This is a genomic window from Pseudomonas sp. MPB23 (assembly GCF_046605395.1).
Lineage (GTDB): Bacteria > Pseudomonadota > Gammaproteobacteria > Pseudomonadales > Pseudomonadaceae > Aquipseudomonas.
The window spans coordinates 3,374,299-3,392,025 of the sequence record NZ_CP176771.1 but is presented as its reverse complement, the minus strand read 5'-3'; the positions used below and the strand labels follow the sequence as shown (position 1 = coordinate 3,392,025).

14 protein-coding genes and 1 pseudogene are annotated in these 17,727 nt (G+C 62.6%); 11 read left to right on the top strand and 4 right to left on the bottom strand.

Translation table 11 applies throughout. From position 1 onward, the window contains the following. Window positions 1-37: 37 nt before the first annotated feature. Window positions 38-1,525, bottom strand: coding sequence for an NCS1 family nucleobase:cation symporter-1 (locus tag ACLH0J_RS15760; RefSeq protein WP_411392728.1), 1,488 nt, complete (start codon window positions 1,523-1,525; stop codon window positions 38-40). Between the two features lie 594 nt (window positions 1,526-2,119). Here ACLH0J_RS15760 and hydA point away from each other — a divergent pair. The 3 genes from hydA to preA all read left to right on the top strand — a co-directional run bounded on the left by hydA (window position 2,120) and on the right by preA (window position 6,345). Beyond that, window positions 2,120-3,559: a dihydropyrimidinase gene (gene hydA, locus ACLH0J_RS15755; RefSeq protein ID WP_411392727.1), complete on the top strand. Its 1,440-nt coding sequence runs from the start codon at window positions 2,120-2,122 to the stop codon at window positions 3,557-3,559. A gap of 144 nt (window positions 3,560-3,703) precedes the next feature. Next, window positions 3,704-5,071 carry an NAD(P)-dependent oxidoreductase gene (locus ACLH0J_RS15750; RefSeq protein WP_411392836.1) on the top strand — a complete coding sequence of 456 codons (1,368 nt, stop codon included), beginning with the start codon at window positions 3,704-3,706 and terminating at the stop codon, window positions 5,069-5,071. Next, the gene (gene preA / locus ACLH0J_RS15745; protein ID WP_411392726.1) at window positions 5,071-6,345 is read left to right on the top strand and encodes an NAD-dependent dihydropyrimidine dehydrogenase subunit PreA; all 1,275 of its coding nucleotides are present in this window, start codon (window positions 5,071-5,073) and stop codon (window positions 6,343-6,345) included. The genes ACLH0J_RS15750 and preA overlap by 1 nt, the downstream gene beginning before the upstream one ends. Before the next feature lie 114 nt (window positions 6,346-6,459). On the opposite strand, the gene ACLH0J_RS15740 is transcribed toward preA, so the two are convergent. After that, window positions 6,460-7,080, bottom strand: coding sequence for a TetR/AcrR family transcriptional regulator (locus ACLH0J_RS15740; protein ID WP_411392725.1), 621 nt, complete (start codon window positions 7,078-7,080; stop codon window positions 6,460-6,462). Window positions 7,081-7,234: 154 nt separating this feature from the next. Here ACLH0J_RS15740 and copD point away from each other — a divergent pair, with 154 nt between their 5' ends. From copD to ACLH0J_RS15700, 8 genes and pseudogenes are all read left to right on the top strand, one after another. Beyond that, window positions 7,235-8,089 (top strand): copper homeostasis membrane protein CopD, encoded by an 855-nt coding sequence (gene copD / locus ACLH0J_RS15735; protein WP_411392724.1) that lies wholly within the window; start codon window positions 7,235-7,237, stop codon window positions 8,087-8,089. Between the two features lie 142 nt (window positions 8,090-8,231). Continuing rightward, complete coding sequence (locus ACLH0J_RS15730; protein ID WP_411392723.1) at window positions 8,232-9,494, top strand: OprD family porin; 1,263 nt, start codon at window positions 8,232-8,234, stop codon at window positions 9,492-9,494. Window positions 9,495-9,615: 121 nt separating this feature from the next. Further along, the gene (locus ACLH0J_RS15725; protein ID WP_411392722.1) at window positions 9,616-10,431 is read left to right on the top strand and encodes an NAD-dependent epimerase/dehydratase family protein; all 816 of its coding nucleotides are present in this window, start codon (window positions 9,616-9,618) and stop codon (window positions 10,429-10,431) included. Window positions 10,432-10,461: 30 nt separating this feature from the next. After that, entirely contained in the window at window positions 10,462-11,337 is an 876-nt protein-coding gene (locus tag ACLH0J_RS15720; RefSeq protein WP_411392721.1) for an SMP-30/gluconolactonase/LRE family protein, read from the top strand. Window positions 11,338-11,388: 51 nt separating this feature from the next. Continuing rightward, window positions 11,389-12,363: a TRAP transporter substrate-binding protein gene (locus tag ACLH0J_RS15715; RefSeq protein ID WP_411392720.1), complete on the top strand. Its 975-nt coding sequence runs from the start codon at window positions 11,389-11,391 to the stop codon at window positions 12,361-12,363. 64 nt (window positions 12,364-12,427) lie between these two features. Continuing rightward, complete coding sequence (locus tag ACLH0J_RS15710) at window positions 12,428-12,955, top strand: TRAP transporter small permease (RefSeq protein ID WP_411392719.1); 528 nt, start codon at window positions 12,428-12,430, stop codon at window positions 12,953-12,955. A 1-nt stretch (window position 12,956) separates the two neighbouring features. Beyond that, complete coding sequence (locus ACLH0J_RS15705) at window positions 12,957-14,237, top strand: TRAP transporter large permease (RefSeq protein ID WP_411392718.1); 1,281 nt, start codon at window positions 12,957-12,959, stop codon at window positions 14,235-14,237. 43 nt (window positions 14,238-14,280) lie between these two features. Then, window positions 14,281-14,367, top strand: a pseudogene (locus ACLH0J_RS15700) (aldose 1-epimerase); the annotation flags it as partial. A 117-nt stretch (window positions 14,368-14,484) separates the two neighbouring features. Here ACLH0J_RS15700 and ACLH0J_RS15695 read toward each other — a convergent pair. Further along, window positions 14,485-15,636, bottom strand: a complete 1,152-nt coding sequence (locus ACLH0J_RS15695; protein ID WP_411392717.1) for an HlyD family secretion protein — start codon at window positions 15,634-15,636, stop codon at window positions 14,485-14,487. Further along, window positions 15,633-17,279, bottom strand: a complete 1,647-nt coding sequence (locus ACLH0J_RS15690) for an MFS transporter (RefSeq protein ID WP_411392716.1) — start codon at window positions 17,277-17,279, stop codon at window positions 15,633-15,635. Before ACLH0J_RS15690 ends, ACLH0J_RS15695 begins: the two co-directional genes overlap by 4 nt. Window positions 17,280-17,727 lie beyond the last annotated feature (448 nt).

The following is a 17,727-nucleotide window of genomic DNA, read 5'->3' as shown; positions in this document are numbered from 1 at the left end:
TAGGTACGTCCGGGCATTGGCGTAGGCGCCAACGCGGTTATGAGGGGGTGTTCAGTGTCAGTGCCTGGGGTCTGCGCGTGGCATTGAGGCCGTAATACAACACGCCACCCAACGCCGAACCGGTAAACCAGCCATAGCTGTAGAACCAGCTGAACGCATCGCTGCCCAGCGACAGCAAGGTCAGCACCACCGGCACGCCAAAGGCGACGAAACCGCTCCAGTTCCACGCCGGGTACACGTCGTCACGGTACAAACCGGCCAGGTCCAGGCGCTGTTTACGGGTGATGAAGTAGTCCACCACCATGATCCCGGCGATCGGCCCGAGCAGGCTGGAATAACCGAGCAACCAGTTGGAATACACCGTCTCCAGGCTCACATCGGAAACGATCAGCCCGAGCTTTTTCAGCAGTTCGTGGCCCATCAACACCAGCCCCACCAAGCCGGTGAGAATCACCGCCGTGGTGCGGTTGATCAGCTTGGGGGCGATGTTCTGGAAGTCATTGGTGGGCGAGACGATGTTCGCCGCGGTGTTGGTGGACAAGGTGGCGACGATGATCAACGCCATGGCCACCGCGACCCACACCGGGCTCTGTATATGCCCGATCAGCGTCACCGGGTCGGACACGCTGACGCCCACCAGTTTTACCGACGCGGCGGTCATGATCACGCCGAGAGCGGCGAACAGGAACATGGTCAGCGGCAGGCCGAAGATCTGCCCGAGAATCTGGTCCTTCTGGCTTTTGGCGTAGCGGCTGAAGTCGGGAATGTTCAGTGACAAGGTGGCCCAGAAGCCCACCATCGCGGTCAGGCCGGCCATGAAGTACCCGGTCAGGCTCGCGCCTTCGGGGCGTTTGGGCGGGATCGCCATCAACTCGCTGAGGGACACGTTCGGCATCGCCCACACCAGCAGGCCGATGCCCACCGCCACCAGCAGCGGTGCCGACAGGGTTTCCAGGCGCTTGATCGACTCGGCACCGCGCAGCACCACCCACAGGTTGAGCGTCCAGAAGATCATGAAGCCGATCACTTCACCGGTGCCGCCCAGGGATTTCCAGCCCTCGAAAATCGAGCCGAGAAACAGGTGAATCGCCAACCCGCCGAACATGGTCTGGATGCCGAACCAGCCACAGGCCACCAGCGCGCGGATCAGGCACGGCACGTTGGAGCCGAGGATGCCGAACGACGAACGCAGCAACACCGGGAACGGAATGCCGTACTTGGTACCGGGGAAGGCGTTGAGGGTCAGCGGGATCAGCACCACGATATTGGCCAGGAGGATCGCCATCAGCGCCTCGCCCACCGACAACCCGAAGTACGCGGTGAGCACCCCGCCCAGCGTGTAGGTGGGCACGCAGATCGACATGCCGACCCACAGTGCGGTGATGTGCCACTTGTTCCAGGTGCGTTCGTGCACCTTGGTCGGTGCCATGTCGTGGTTGTAGCGAGGGCTGTCGAGGACGTCGGGGCCGGCGTCGAGTTCGTACAGCCCGTTGCGTTCAATGACTTGCGATCTGTTCTGTTGCATGGCCGCTCCACGGTTTTTTTTAAATTGTTGTTGCTCACCTGCCAGGTCGATGCAGGTGGCCGGAGTACCTCGTAAACAACATGACATCACGGGTCCGGCCAGCCGCCACTGCACTCAATAACCGTGCCGACAACCACCCTTGAACCCACACCGCTTATATAACTTGCTGATGTTAATCAGTTTTCCGATTGAACCCTGGATACTTGCCGCGTGACGCAGGCTACATAACGTGGAAGTTGTCCGAAGCGTCAGGACTCAATCTGGTGCAGCACAATTATTTTTATTTCCTGCCGGCGTCAAGCGGCATGTCTCAAGCGTCTGATTTGCAATAAGAAATGTTGCTCAATTTGCAAACCTGTCAAGTGCGTCAAAATGGTGAGTGGCCGCTACATTTTGGTGATTTTGATTTTTTATTCATATAAATCAATAAGTTAAATGAGATATAAGCTTATAAAAAATATCCTTGCCCAATCTAAAAACTCGGGCTAGTTTCTATTCCTGTCACCGATGACAGGTTTTATTTGAGCCTGCAGTGAACCGAATTAAAACACTTAGAACTGGCACAAGCCGGTCAAGCCCTGTGAGGAACTCGACATGTCACTGTTGATCCGTGGCGCCACCGTAATCACCCATGATGAAACTTACCGCGCCGATGTTTTATGCGCAGGCGGTCTGATTCGCGCCATTGGCACGGACCTGGATATTCCCGCCGGCACTGAAATACTCGACGGCAGCGGCCAGTACCTGATGCCCGGCGGCATCGACCCGCATACCCATATGCAATTGCCCTTCATGGGCACCGTGGCCAGTGAAGATTTCTTCAGCGGCACCGCGGCCGGTCTGGCTGGCGGTACCACGTCGATCATCGATTTTGTGATTCCCAATCCGCAGCAGTCCTTGCTCGAAGCGTTCCACCAGTGGCGCGGCTGGGCGGAAAAATCGGCGGCCGACTACGGTTTTCACGTGGCGATCACCTGGTGGAGCGAGCAGGTGCGCGAGGACATGGCCGAGCTGGTCAGCCACCACGGCATCAACAGCTTCAAGCACTTCATGGCCTACAAGAACGCGATCATGGCGGCCGACGACACCCTGGTCGCGAGCTTCGAACGCTGCCTGGAACTGGGCGCAGTGCCCACCGTGCACGCGGAAAACGGCGAACTGGTGTATCACCTGCAACGCAAGCTGATGGCCCAGGGCATCACCGGGCCGGAAGCCCATCCGCTGTCGCGCCCCTCTCAAGTCGAGGGCGAAGCGGCCAGCCGTGCGATCCGCATCGCCGAGACCATCGGCACGCCGCTGTACCTGGTGCACGTCTCGACCAAAGAGGCGCTGGATGAAATCACCTACGCCCGTGGCAAGGGCCAGGCGGTGTACGGTGAAGTCCTCGCCGGCCACCTGCTGCTGGACGACAGCGTCTACCGCCACCCCGACTGGCAGACCGCCGCCGGCTATGTGATGAGCCCGCCGTTCCGCCCGCGCGGGCATCAAGAGGCGCTGTGGCATGGCCTGCAATCCGGCAACCTGCACACCACCGCCACCGACCATTGCTGCTTCTGCGCCGAGCAGAAAGCCGCCGGCCGTGACGACTTCAGCAAGATCCCCAACGGCACCGCCGGCATCGAGGACCGCATGGCGCTGCTGTGGGACGAAGGGGTGAATACCGGGCGCCTGTCGATGCAGGCCTTCGTCGCGCTGACCTCCACCAACACTGCGAAGATCTTCAACCTCTACCCACGCAAAGGCGCGATCCGCGTCGGTGCCGATGCCGACCTGGTGCTGTGGGATCCGCAAGGCACCCGCACGATCTCCGCCAAGACCCACCACCAGAACGTCGACTTCAACATCTTCGAAGGCAAGACCGTGCGCGGCGTGCCGAGCCACACCATCAGCCAGGGCAAGCTGGTCTGGGCCGACGGCGACCTGCGCGCCGAACGCGGGGCCGGGCGCTATGTGGAACGGCCGGCGTATCCGTCGGTGTTCGAGCAGTTGAGCAAGCGGGCCGAGCGTTCCAAGCCCGTTGCCGTCAACCGCTGACATCGCTTATCGGGAGCAAGCCCCACCTTTGATCGGGTTCACACCATTCAAGTGTGGGAGGGGGCTTGCCCCCGATAAGGCCAGCACAGGCAACAAAAAATGCCCGCCAGAGGCAATCCGAAAAAACATCGTGAGGCCAACACCGTGATCCAGACCCTGACCCACCTCCCCCATCCCCATGAAGATGGGCCGACCCTCGCCAGCCATTTCACCGACCTGGCGCCGCCCCTCAACGCGCGCCAGGCCCAATTGGAAGCCTCGCGCTGCCTGTATTGCTACGACGCGCCGTGCGTGAATGCGTGCCCCAGCGAAATCGACATCCCGTCGTTCATCCGCAATATCCACACCGACAACGTGCAAGGCGCCGCGCAAAAAATTCTCTCGGCCAACATCCTCGGCGGTAGCTGCGCCCGCGTCTGCCCCACCGAGATCCTGTGCCAGCAGGCCTGTGTGCGGAACAACGCCGAAGAATGCGCCCCGGTGCTGATCGGCCTGTTGCAACGCTACGCCATCGACAACGCGCACTTCAGCGAACACCCGTTCCAGCGCGCGGCCGCCACCGGCAAACGCATCGCGGTGGTCGGCGCCGGGCCTGCGGGCCTGGCTTGCGCCCATCGCGCCGCCCTGCACGGCCACGACGTGGTGATCTTCGAAGCACGGGAAAAAGCCGGCGGCCTGAACGAATACGGGATCGCCAAGTACAAGCTGGTGGATGACTTCGCACAGAAGGAGCTCGAGTTCCTGCTGCAGATCGGCGGCATCGAGATCCGTCACGGCCAGCGCCTGGGCGACAACCTCAGCCTCAGCGAACTGCATCAGCACTTCGATGCGGTGTTCCTCGGCCTTGGCCTGGCCGCCAGCAAGCAACTGGGCCTGCCCCACGAGGACGCCCCCGGCCTGCTCGCCGCCACCGACTATATCCGCGAACTGCGCCAGACCGACGACCTCACCCAACTGCCGCTGGCCGACCGCTGCATCGTGCTCGGCGCCGGCAATACCGCCATCGACATGGCCGTGCAAATGGCCCGCCTCGGCGCCCGCGAGGTGAACCTCGTCTACCGCCGTGGGCTGGCCGACATGGGCGCCACCGGCCATGAGCAGGACATCGCCAAGGCCAATCAGGTACGCCTGCTGACCTGGGCCCAACCCGAAGAGGTCCTGCTCGACGACCAGGGCCATGTGCGCGGCATGCGGTTCCTGCGCACGCGCATGCACAACGGCCGTCTGCACCCCACCGGCGAAACCTTCGAACTGGCCGCCGATGCGATCTTCAAGGCCATCGGCCAAGGCTTCGACAACGCCGCACTGCACGACCCGCTGGCTCAGCAACTGCAACGCGTGGGTGAGCGGATTTTCGTCGACGAACACCTGCGCACCAGCATCCCCGGCGTGTATGCCGGCGGCGATTGCGTCAGTCTCGGCCAGGACCTCACCGTCCAGGCGGTGCAACACGGCAAGCTGGCCGCCGAAGCCATGCACGCCCAACTCATGCTCAACGTGGAGGCTGCGTAATGGCCGATCTCTCGATTGTCTTCGCCGGTATCAAAGCCCCCAATCCGTTCTGGCTGGCCTCCGCACCGCCCACCGACAAGGCCTACAACGTGGTCCGCGCCTTTGAAGCCGGCTGGGGCGGCGTGGTCTGGAAAACCCTGGGTGAAGACCCGGCGGCGGTCAACGTGTCGTCACGCTACTCGGCGCACTACGGCGCCAACCGCGAAGTGCTGGGCATCAACAATATCGAGCTGATCACCGACCGTTCCCTGGAGATCAACCTGCGGGAAATCACCCAGGTCAAAAAGGACTGGCCCGACCGCGCGCTGATCGTGTCGCTGATGGTGCCGTGCGTTGAAGCATCCTGGAAAAACATCCTGCCCCTGGTGGAAGCCACCGGCTGCGACGGTATCGAGCTGAACTTCGGCTGCCCCCACGGCATGCCCGAACGCGGCATGGGCGCAGCGGTCGGCCAGGTGCCGGAGTATGTGGAACAGGTGACGCGCTGGTGCAAGACGTACAGCTCGCTGCCGGTGATCGTCAAGCTCACGCCGAACATCACCGACATCCGCGTGGCCGCGCGCGCGGCGTATCGCGGTGGGGCGGATGCGGTGTCGCTGATCAACACCATCAACTCCATCACCAGCGTCGACCTGGAGCGCATGGTCGCCCTGCCGACCGTCGGCACCCAAAGCACCCATGGCGGTTATTGCGGCTCGGCGGTCAAGCCGATTGCGCTGAACATGGTCGCCGAAATCGCCCGCGACCCGCAGACCCACGGCCTGCCGATCTGCGGCATCGGCGGCATCGGCAACTGGCGCGACGCGGCGGAATTCGTCGCCCTCGGCTGTGGTGCGGTGCAAGTGTGCACGGCAGCGATGCTGCACGGGTTTCGCATCGTCGAAGAGATGAAGGACGGACTGTCGCGGTGGATGGACAGTCAGGGTTACACCAGCCTGCAGGATTTTTCCGGGCGCGCGGTGGGCAATACCACGGATTGGAAGTACCTGGACATCAACTACCAGGTCATCGCCAAGATCGACCAGGCCGCCTGTATTGGCTGTGGGCGTTGCCATATTGCCTGTGAAGACACCTCGCACCAGGCGATTGCCAGTTTGAAACAGGCGGATGGCACACATAAATACGAGGTGATCGACGATGAGTGCGTGGGCTGCAACCTGTGCCAGATCACCTGCCCGGTGGCCGATTGCATCGAGATGGTGACGGTGGACACCGGCAAGCCGTTTTTGAACTGGACCCAGGATCCGCGCAATCCGTATCGGGAGGCGGTGTAGGTCTTTAGAGCGCTATCGGGGGCAAGCCCCCTCCCACACTTGGCCGCATTTATCCAATTGGAATGAGGCCATTGTGGGAGGGGGCTTGCTCCCGATGGCGCCCTCCGCCCCCCCTCAAGGCTCCAAGCCAATCCCGCGCAAAATCACCCCGGTCACCGTCTGAATCGCCCTCTCGAACTGCATGTCCGACAACGGCTGGTGATCATTCAGGATCTTCACCTGGTGATCGAAGTCGGCGTAGTGCTGGGTCGAGGCCCAGATCATGTACAGCAGGCTCGACGGCTCCACCGGCAGGATGCGTTTGTCCTCCACCCACTGGCGAATTTTCGCTTCTTTCATCTTGGCCCAGTCGTACAGGCTTTCATCCAGCGCCTCACCGAGCGTCGGCGCGCCGTGGATGATTTCGTTGGCCCAGACTTTCGAGCCATAGGGCCGCGTGCGCGAGCGTTGCATCTTGGCGCGGATGTAGCTGCTGAGCACCACCCGTGGATCATCGAAGGTCTCGAAGCTCAGGGCGTCCTGCTTCCACACTTCCAGCAGGTCGAACAGCACCGCGCTGTACAGCTCGCTCTTGGTGGTGAAGTAGTAATGCAGGTTGGAGCGCGGCAGTTGCACTTCTTCGGCGATGTCGGCCATGGCGGTGCTGCCATACCCCTTCTCGGCGAAAATTTTCTCCGCCGCCAGCAGGATTTTTTCCACGTTGACTCGACGAATTCCGCTCTTGTGATTGCCCATAAGGGCTCCCTGACAAAGACATGGCCCAAAGACTACCACCGCTCTAGATCGGGGCGACAGGCACAGAAGAAACTTCGTACACTGCCCGCCCCTAATCATTGGCGGCTATCGCAACATGATGATCCGTAAACCCCTGGCGACGGGCCGATAATCCATGACAACCCTGCTGGTGCTGTGCCGCTTCCTGCATTTCATCGTCGTGCTGCTGATGTTCGGCGCCTGTGTGTTCAGGCCCTGGCTGCTCGGCGCTGAACCGCAGCCGGCGCTGGACCGGCGCTTACTGCGCATCACCCGCGCACTGGCCTGGCTGGGGCTGGGTTCCGGCTTGGCCTGGTTGGTGTTGATCACCGCCAGCATGGCCGGCTCATGGTCTGCGGCGTGGGACGTGTCGACCATGGGGTTGGTGCTGGGCAAGACCTTCTTCGGCCAGGTGTGGACCTCGCACCTGCTGGTGAATGGGTTGCTGGTGGTCGTCCTGATGACAGGCTGGAAGGCCCCGCGCCTGGCGTTGATCACCGTGCTGCTGGCGACCCTGGCGCCGGTCGGCCATGGCGCCATGCTCGATGGGCTCAGCGGGCAATTGCTGATCCTCAACCAGGTGGTGCACCTGCTGTGCGTGGGCGCGTGGCTGGGAGGTTTGTTGCTGCTGGTGCTGATCCTGCGCCAGTCGGATCGCCCTGCATTGACACCGATCCTCAGGCGTTTCAGCGGCGTGGGTTATGCCCTGGTCGCCGGCTTGCTGGTGACCGGGTTGATCAACGTGCGCGTGCTGACCGGGCAGTGGTGGCCCACGCCGTTGTTCAATGGGTTTGCGTTGATTCTGTTGATCAAGGTGATGCTGGTGCTGGGCATGCTGGCCCTGGCCCTGTTGAACCGCCTACGCCTGGATCGCTGCGAGCAACATCTGAGCAGCCTGAAAGCCAGCGTGATGCTGGAATGGTTACTAGGTGTTTCAGCAGTAGCCGCCGTCTCCCTGCTAGGCACCCTGCCCCCCATGCTCAGCGCTTAACCCCCTGGTAGAAGCGTCCGCTCACGGCCAGTCATCGTATAACTTCTGATTGACAAGCGACTAAAACCTCGCAAATATCCGCTCCAATGTTGTACGACAACGTATAACAAACAATAAAAACAACAAAAAAGGGAGCTTCACTGTGAGTCAATCCGCCCGCAATGCCTCCTCGCGCCTGAGCCTTCTCAGCCTCGGCAGTCTGGCCCTCACCCTGCCGCTGGCCACCCAGGCCGAAGGGTTCGTCGACGACGCCAAGGCCACGCTCAACCTGCGCAATGCTTACTTCAATCGCAATTTCACCAACCCGACCAATGCCCAGGGCAAGGCCGAAGAGTGGACGCAGAGCTTCATCCTCGACGCCAAGTCCGGCTACACCCAAGGCACGCTGGGTTTCGGGATTGACGTGCTGGGGCTGTACTCGCAAAAGCTCGACGGCGGCAAAGGCACCGGCGGCACCCAACTGCTGCCGATCCACGATGACGGCCGCCCGGCCGACAACTTCGGCCGCCTCGGTGTGGCATTGAAGACCAAGCTGTCGAAGACCGAATTGAAGGTGGGCGAATGGATGCCGGTGCTGCCGATCCTGCGCTCCGACGACGGCCGCTCCCTGCCCCAGACCTTTCGCGGCGGCCAGGTCACTTCCAACGAAATCGCCGGCCTGACCCTCTACGGCGGGCAGTTTCGCGGTAACAGCCCGCGCAACGACGCGAGCATGGAAGACATGTTCATGAACGGCAAAGCCGCGTTCACCTCGGACCGCTTCAATTTCGGCGGCGGTGAATACAGCTTCAACGACAAACGCACCCAGGTCGGCCTGTGGTACGCCGAACTGAGCGATATCTACCAGCAACAGTACGTCAACCTGACCCACAGCCAGCCGGTGGGCGACTGGACCCTGGGCGCCAATCTCGGGTTCTTCAACGGCAAGGAAGACGGCAGCGCCCTGGCCGGCGACCTGGACAACAAAACCGCGTTCGCCCTGCTCTCGGCCAAATACCAGGGCCACACCTTCTACGTGGGCCTGCAGAAACTCAGCGGCGACAGCGCGTGGATGCGCGTCAACGGCACCAGCGGCGGTACCCTGGCCAACGACAGCTACAACGCCAGCTACGACAACGCCAGGGAAAAATCCTGGCAGGTGCGCCACGACTTCAACTTCGTGGTGCTCGGGGTTCCTGGGCTGACGATGATGAACCGCTATATCAGCGGCAGTAACGTGCACACCGGCGCGATCACCGACGGCAAGGAATGGGGCCGCGAATCGGAACTGGCCTACACGGTGCAGAGCGGTGCGCTGAAGAACCTCAACGTGAAATGGCGCAACTCGACCATGCGGCGGGATTTCAGCAACAACGAGTTCGACGAAAACCGCATCTTCATCAGCTATCCGATTTCGTTGCTTTAAAGATCTAAAACCCGTGCACATCCATTGTGGGAGCAAGCCTCCTCCCACATTGACAAGCGGAGACGCCCTGACAATACTTCGATGCAGTCATACGACAACCTACAACAAAACTGGAATCCAGATGACCATCACTACCCCAGCGCCCTTCAACCGCCTCCTCCTCACCGGTGCCGCTGGCGGCCTGGGCAAAGTCCTGCGCGAACGCCTGCGCCCTTACGCCCAGGTGCTGCGCCTGTCGGATATCGCCGCCATGGCCCCCGCCGCCGCCCATGAAGAAGTGCATCCCTGCGACCTGGCCGACAAACAAGCCGTGCACCACTTGGTGGAAGGCGTCGATGCCATCCTGCATTTTGGCGGTGTGTCGGTGGAGCGCTCGTTCGAGGAAGTGCTCGGGGCCAATATCAGCGGCACGTTCCATCTCTATGAGGCCGCCCGCCGTCATGGGGTCAAGCGCGTGATTTTCGCCAGTTCCAACCATGTCATCGGTTTCTACAAACAGGGCGAACAACTCGACGCCCACTCCCTGCGTCGCCCGGACAGCTACTACGGCCTGTCCAAGTCCTACGGCGAAGACATGGCCAGTTTCTACTTCGACCGCTATGGCATCGAGACCGTGAGCATCCGCATCGGCTCGTCGTTCCCCGAGCCGCAGAACCGTCGGATGATGCACACCTGGCTGAGTTTCGACGACCTCACCCAACTGCTCGAACGCGCGCTGTACACGCCGAACGTCGGCCACACCGTGGTCTACGGCATGTCGGCCAACCTCGACACCTGGTGGGACAACCGCTACGCCGCGCACCTGGGCTTTGCCCCCAAGGACAGCTCCGAAGTGTTCCGCGCCCAGGTCGAGGCCCAGCCACCGGTGGCTGCCGACGATCCGGCCAAGGTCTATCAGGGCGGGGCGTTCTGCGTCGCGGGGCCGTTCGGTGACTGACGCCAGACCAACCCAAGGGAATGAGTGGCCATGACTGCACACTTGATTGTCGATGCGCGCAACGCCGTGGGCGAATGCCCGGTGTGGGTGCCCGAGGAAAACGCCCTGTACTGGGTGGATATTCCCAACGGCGGCCTGCAACGCTGGAACGCCGCCACCGGGCATATCGCCGCCTGGAAAGCCCCGCAGATGCTCGCCTGCATGGCCCGCACCGATGCGGGCAACTGGGTCGCCGGCCTGGAAACCGGCTTCTTCCAACTCACCCCACACAACGATGGCAGCCTCGACACCACGCCCCTGGCGAGCGTCGAGCACCCGCGCCCGGACATGCGCCTGAACGACGGACGTTGCGATCGCCAGGGCCGCTTCTGGGCGGGCAGCATGGTGCTGGACATGGGCGCGAACGCCGCCGCCGGCATTCTTTATCGCTATGCATCGGGCCGTGCCCCCCATGCCCAGTTGGACGGGTTTATCACCCTCAACGGCCTGGCCTTCAGCCCCGATGGCCGCACGATGTACGCCTCGGATTCGCACCCGCAGGTCCAGCAAATCTGGGCCTTCGACTACGACACCGACACCGGCTTGCCGTCCAATCGCCGGGTGTTCGTCGACATGCACCAGTACCCCGGTCGCCCCGATGGCGCGGCGGTGGATGTCGACGGCTGCTATTGGATCTGCGCCAACGACGCCGGCCTGATCCACCGCTTCACCCCCGAAGGTCGCCTGGACCGCTCCCTGCGCGTGCCGGTGAAAAAACCCACCATGTGCGCCTTCGGCGGCAGTCGCCTGGACACCCTGTTCGTCACCTCGATCCGTGACGATCAGAGCGAACAGTCACTGTCCGGCGGCGTGTTCGCCCTCGACCCCGGCGTCCAGGGACTGCCCGAACCCTGCTTCATCCTCTAGCTGCATCGCTGTGCCTTGAATACAAAAATAACAAGACAGGAGACACACCCCATGGACTTCAAACGCACCTTGCTCGCCGTTGCTGTATTCCCCCTCGTCGCCACCCTCAGCAGCGCCGCCCACGCGCTGGAAATCAAATTCGCCGACGTTCACCCCGCCGGCTACCCCACCGTCGTCGCCGAAGAAAACATGGGCAAGGCCCTGACCCAAGCGAGCAACGGCGAACTGACCTTCAAGTACTTCCCCGGCGGTGTGCTGGGTTCCGAAAAAGAAGTGGTCGAACAGGCCCAGGTCGGCGCGGTGCAGATGACCCGCGTCAGCCTCGGCATCGTCGGGCCCGTGGTGCCGGACGTGAACGTGTTCAACCTGCCGTTCGTGTTCCGCGACCAGGCGCACATGCGCATGGTCATCGACGGCGAGATCGGCGACGAGATCCTCGCCAAGATCACCGACTCCGAATTCGGCCTGGTGGCCCTGGCCTGGATGGACGGCGGCACGCGCAACCTCTACACCAAGAAACCGGTGCGCAGCCTCGCCGACCTCAAGGGCATGAAGATTCGCGTGCAGGGCAACCCGCTGTTCATCGACGCCTTCAACGCCATGGGCGCCAACGGCATCGCCATGGACACCGGCGAGATCTTCAGCGCCTTGCAGACCGGGGTCATCGACGGCGCGGAAAACAACCCGCCGACCTTGCTCGAACACAACCACTTCCAGAACGCCAAGTACTACACCCTCACCGAACACCTGATCCTGCCCGAGCCCATCGTGATGTCGAAGATCACCTGGAACAAGCTCACCCCGGCGCAACAGGTCATGGTGAAAAACGCCGCCAAGGCCGCCCAGGCCGATGAACGCGTGCTGTGGGACGCCAAGTCCACCAGCAGCGAAGCCAAGCTCAAGGCCGCCGGCGTGGAGTTCATCAGCGTCGACAAAAAGCCCTTCTATGACGCCACCGCCGCGGTTCGCGCCAAGTACGGCGCGCCTTACGCCGACATCATCGCGCGCATCGACGCCGTGCAGTAACGCCCTCCTTCCCTAGCAAGGCCCGGCGCGGTCGGCCTCGACGCGCCCGGTTACGGTGAACGCCATGAAGAATCTACTGCTGCGCATCAACGACCGCCTGTACATGACCTGCATCTGGGTCGCCGGCCTCTCGGTCCTCGGGGTCGCGCTGATCATTCCCTGGGGCATCTTCGCCCGCTACATCCTCGGCACCGGCGCAAGCTGGCCGGAGCCCACCGCCATCCTGCTGATGCTGGTGTTCACTTTTATCGGCGCCGCCGCCAGTTACCGCGCCGGCGCGCACATGTCGGTGGCCATGGTCACCGACCGCCTGCCGCCGCGCCAACGCCAGGCCGTCGGCATCCTCTCGCAACTGCTGATGGGCACCATCTGCCTGTTCATGGCGATCTGGGGCACCAAGTTGTGCCTGTCCACCTGGAACCAGTTCATGAGTGCGATCCCCACCCTGCGCGTGGGCATCACCTATATGCCTATCCCCATCGGCGGGCTGCTGACCCTGGTGTTCGTGGTGGAAAAACTCCTGCTGGGCGACCAGAGCCACCGGCGCGTGGTGCGCTTCGATTTGGTTGAAGAAAGCGAAGGGGCTGCCTGATATGGACGCATTGATACTGTTGGGCAGTTTTATCGCCTTGATCCTGATCGGCATGCCGGTGGCCTATGCCCTGGGGATGTCGGCGCTGATAGGCGCGTGGTGGATCGACATTCCGTTCCAGGCCCTGATGATTCAGGTGGCCGGCGGGGTGAACAAGTTTTCGCTGATGGCGATTCCGTTCTTCGTGCTGGCCGGCGCGATCATGGCCGAGGGCGGCATGTCGCGGCGCCTGGTGGCGTTTGCCGGGGTGCTGGTGGGCTTTGTGCGCGGCGGCTTGTCGCTGGTGAACATCATGGCCTCGACGTTTTTCGGCGCGATCTCCGGCTCGTCGGTGGCCGACACGGCGTCGGTGGGTTCGGTGCTGATCCCGGAAATGGAACGCCGTGGCTACCCGCGCGAGTTCGCCACGGCGGTGACCATCAGCGGCTCGGTGCAGGCCCTGCTGACCCCGCCCAGCCACAACTCGGTGCTCTATTCCCTGGCGGCTGGCGGCACGGTGTCCATCGCCTCGCTGTTCATGGCCGGCGTGGTTCCGGGCCTGCTGATGAGCGCGTGCCTGATGGTGCTGTGCCTGATCTTCGCGAAGAAGCGCGACTACCCCAAGGGCGAAGTCATCCCGCTCAAGCAAGCGCTGAAAATCTGCGCCGACGCGCTGTGGGGCCTGATGGCCATGGTGATCATCCTCGGCGGCATCCTCTCGGGCATTTTCACCGCCACCGAGTCCGCCGCGATTGCCGTGCTGTGGGCGTTCTTCGTGACCATGTTCATCTACCGCGACTACACATGGAGCGAGCTGCCCAAGCTGATGCACCGCACGGTGCGCACGATTTCCATCGTGATGATCCTGATCGCCTTCGCCGCCAGCTTCGGCTACATCATGACGCTGATGCAGATCCCGGCGAAGATCACCACGCTGTTCCTGACCCTGTCGGACAACCGCTACGTGATCCTGATGTGCATCAACGCCATGCTGCTGTTGCTCGGCACGGTGATGGACATGGCGCCGCTGATTCTGATCCTCACGCCGATCCTGCTGCCGGTGGTGCTGGGTATCGGCGTCGACCCGGTGCACTTCGGCATGATCATGCTGGTTAACCTGGGCATCGGTTTGATCACCCCGCCGGTGGGCGCGGTGCTGTTCGTGGGCGCGGCGGTGGGCAAGGTGAGCATCGAGAAAACCGTGAAGGCGTTGCTGCCGTTCTATGCGGTGCTGTTCCTGGTGCTGATGGCGGTGACGTACATTCCGGCCTTGTCGCTGTGGCTGCCAGGGTTGGTGCTGTGATGCTGATTGAGCTGCAAGCCCCCCTGACCCGCCTCACCCTCGCCCCGACGGCTGGCTGGCCCTCGCGCCCAACAGCCTCACCGACCCGCTGCCGATTCACGGCTCGGCCTGGCAGCAGGCTTCGCAGGTGTGGCTGAGCGATGGGGCCAAGTTGCCGACCGGGCAGGCCGGGCCTGAAACTGCTGGAACGACACCAGTCCACCCACCTCGACTTCACCCTGAAATACCCCCCCCTGTAGGAGCCGGCTCAGGGTGGGGAGTTTTTCAGGCGCCCGGCGGTGTCGATGCTGACGACCACCGACAACCCCGGCCGCAAGCGTTCGCTGTCGATCTGATCCGGCTCAACCGTGATCCGCACCGGCACGCGCTGGGCGATCTTCACGAAGTTGCCGGTGGCGTTGTCCGCCTGCAACAGGCTGAACTCCGAGCCGGTCGCCGGGGAAATATGCTCGACCGTGCCGCGAAATCTGCGGTGGTTGAGCGCGTCCACGGTGAACGTCACCGGTTGCCCCACCTGCACGTTGTCCATCTGGGTTTCTTTCATATTGGCGATCACCCACAGTTGCTTCGGCACCAACGCCATCAACTGCGCACCGGAGTTGACGTAGGCGCCCAGGCGCACGCCGATTTGCCCCAACTGGCCGTCGCGCGGCGCGGTGATGCGGGTGTTGGACAGGTCGATGCGGGCCAGTTCCACCGCGGCCTCGGTACTGGCCACCGCCGCTTCCAGGGAACCGCGATTGACGATCACCGTCTGCAGGTCCTGCCGCGCGATGTCCAGACTGGCCTGGGCCTGGGCCACGGCAGCGATGGTCTGGGCATTGGCGGCGCGGGTCACGTCCAGCTCGCGCCGGGACACCGAACCGTCGCTGATCAGTTCTTCATTGCGGCGCAGGTCGGCGGTGCTTTTGCGCGCCTGGGCCTGGCTGTCCACCACGGCGGCCTGGCGCAGTTTGATCGTCGCTTCGGCGCTGTTGCGTTGCTGTACCACATTGGCCAGCGCGGCCTTCTGTACCGCCAGTTGCGCCAGAGCCTGATCCAGATGCTGCTTGTAGATGCGGTCATCCAGGCGCACCAGCAGGTCGCCGGTCTTGACGTACTGGAAGTCCTGCACCGGCACCTCGAACACATAGCCGCTGAGCTGCGGGCCGATGACCGTCACCTGGCCGCGCACCAGGGCGTTCTCGGTGGTTTCCACCGCGCTGCTGAACGGCGGCAATTGCCAGGCATACAGCACGATCGACACGCCGACGATGGCAATCGCGGCAAAGCCCAGGGACGAGAGGATGCGCACCCCCAGGGAGCGCGGTTCGGTGACCGTCGCCCCCGGCGGCAGGGCGCCTTCCGGGGTGGCGGCGATCGCGTTGGTGGTGGTCGAGGTGGTCGTTGGTTCGGTCATTGAGAAGTGCCGCTGGGTTGAACGGAAGTGGCTGCCGGCTTGGTGGTGCTGATCAGCCACAGACTGCGGGTAAAGATCCAGAGCATGGTCAGCATCGCGATGATCGCGATCAGCATGAACACATCGTTATAGGCCATGACATTCGCCTCGCGGGTCGCCGCCGTGGCGAGACTGCGAATGCCCATGAGGTTGCGCAGATCGGGGTCGGCGACGATGCCGCCATAGGCCGAGCCGCCGCTTTGCACTCGCGCGGCCACACGCGGGTCGAGCAAGGTCAGGTGTTCGACGATCATGCTCGAGTGAAACTTTTCGCGCATCACCTGGAAGGTGCCGAGCAACGCCGCGCCGATCAGGCCGCCGAGGTTCTGGCAGATGCCGAACATCACCGAAAAACTCACCAGGTTGCGCGGGTTGGTCAGCACGTTTTTGGTGCCCAGCACCATGGTCGGCCCAAGGAAAAACGTGCCGCCAAACCCCAGCAGGAACTGGCTGATGTACAGGTTCTGCGGGCGGGTCAGGTTGCTGGAAAAACTGTCCATCACCGAGCCCACGGCCATCAGCGCCAGGGAGATGACCAGCGGCATCAGCAGGTGCGCCGGGTTGATCGTCAACGCACTGACCGCCAATCCGGCGAGCGCCCCCGCCAGCATTACCACATACAACGTGTGCATCTGCTCGTAGCTCATGTTCAGCATCTGCATGAACCCCACCGCGCCGGTGGACTGCTCCGACAGCACCATGCGAATCAGGATCACCGCCAGCGCCAGGCGAATCATGGCGCCGCTGCCCAGCCAACGGGTCATCAGCAGCGGGTTGGCGCGGTTATGCTCGATGGCCAGGCCAGTCATGATCAGTACCAGGGAACAGGCCGACGCCACGCCGATCCACGGTGCTTCCAGCCACCAGTCGATACGCCCCAACGACAGCACCGCGCAGAGCAGCGCCACGCCGCTGGAGAGGATAGCGAAGGTGAGGAAGTCGAGTGCTTCAAAGGTCTTGAAGCGGTCGCCCGGCGGTAGCTTGAGCAGGAACACACAACCCAGGCAGATCAGCGCCAAGCCCAATTCAAACAGGTACAAGCCGCGCCATTCGGCGATTTGCAGCAGGTCTTCGGAGAACAGCCGCGCCAGCGGCAAGGCCAGCTGCGCGGTGCCCAGGCCCAGTACCAGCGCCTTCAAGCGCCACTTGGCGGGGAACGCCTGGATCATGTAGTACAAACCCAGGGAACTGAGCGCCGCACCGACCATGCCGTGAGCGGCCCGCACGGCAATGGCCGAATTGAGGTCGTTGACGAACAAGTGGCCGAAGGTCACCAGCGCATACAGCACCAGGAACACCTCGGTAAACGCCCGCAGGCCGAACTGTTGGCGGAACTTGACCAGCAGCAGGTTCATGCAGACGTTGGTCATCACATAGGCGGCGGGCAGCCAGGCCATTTCCGCCGTGGTCGCGCCGAGGACGCCTTGCAGGTATTGCAGGTTGGCGATCACCAGCGAATTGCCCAGGCCGCCGGTGATCGCGACGAGCACACCGACCAGGGCGAAGAGCCAGCGTTTGTGGGTGGGATGCAGCGGCGTCGACGGCGAACCCGGAAGCGCCGGGCGCTCGTGAGGCTGCCAGGTGCGGGGGGTGTATTTGTCCATTCAGTGACCTTGATGAACCGACACGCAAGGTCGGCGGTTCCGTTACTCAGGCGTTAGTAAACCTGAGAGGCGTTCATCTTGCCATGTCGAGGCCACAATTGATCCCTGGCCACATGTGGGAGGGGCTTGCTCCCGATGGCGGAGTGTCAGTCACAGCATTCGTAACTGATCCACCGCCATCGGGAGCAAGCCCCCTCCCACAGTTTTGATGCGGTTGTGCTTTAGAAGTGTTTGAGCAGCAGCATCTTCAATACCCGGCACTTCATGTAGCACCTGCCCAGATCCTGGGCTGTAAACCCAATCCAATGTGGGAGGGGGCTTGCTCCCACAGTTTTGATGCGGTTGTGCTTTAGAAGTGTTTGAGCAGGAGCATCTTCAATACCCGGCACTTCATGCAGCACCTGCCCAGATCCTGGGCTGTAAACCCAATCCAATGTGGGAGGGGGCT

Coding starts and splice junctions, on each gene's coding strand:
- ACLH0J_RS15695 (WP_411392717.1), bottom strand. CDS start 15,636: ATGACCGAACCAACGACCACCTCGACCACCACCAACGCGATCGCCGCC.
- ACLH0J_RS15725 (WP_411392722.1), top strand. CDS start 9,616: ATGACCATCACTACCCCAGCGCCCTTCAACCGCCTCCTCCTCACCGGT.
- copD (WP_411392724.1), top strand. CDS start 7,235: ATGACAACCCTGCTGGTGCTGTGCCGCTTCCTGCATTTCATCGTCGTG.
- ACLH0J_RS15760 (WP_411392728.1), bottom strand. CDS start 1,525: ATGCAACAGAACAGATCGCAAGTCATTGAACGCAACGGGCTGTACGAA.
- ACLH0J_RS15715 (WP_411392720.1), top strand. CDS start 11,389: ATGGACTTCAAACGCACCTTGCTCGCCGTTGCTGTATTCCCCCTCGTC.
- ACLH0J_RS15740 (WP_411392725.1), bottom strand. CDS start 7,080: ATGGGCAATCACAAGAGCGGAATTCGTCGAGTCAACGTGGAAAAAATC.
- ACLH0J_RS15705 (WP_411392718.1), top strand. CDS start 12,957: ATGGACGCATTGATACTGTTGGGCAGTTTTATCGCCTTGATCCTGATC.
- hydA (WP_411392727.1), top strand. CDS start 2,120: ATGTCACTGTTGATCCGTGGCGCCACCGTAATCACCCATGATGAAACT.
- ACLH0J_RS15690 (WP_411392716.1), bottom strand. CDS start 17,279: ATGGACAAATACACCCCCCGCACCTGGCAGCCTCACGAGCGCCCGGCG.
- preA (WP_411392726.1), top strand. CDS start 5,071: ATGGCCGATCTCTCGATTGTCTTCGCCGGTATCAAAGCCCCCAATCCG.
- ACLH0J_RS15710 (WP_411392719.1), top strand. CDS start 12,428: ATGAAGAATCTACTGCTGCGCATCAACGACCGCCTGTACATGACCTGC.
- ACLH0J_RS15720 (WP_411392721.1), top strand. CDS start 10,462: ATGACTGCACACTTGATTGTCGATGCGCGCAACGCCGTGGGCGAATGC.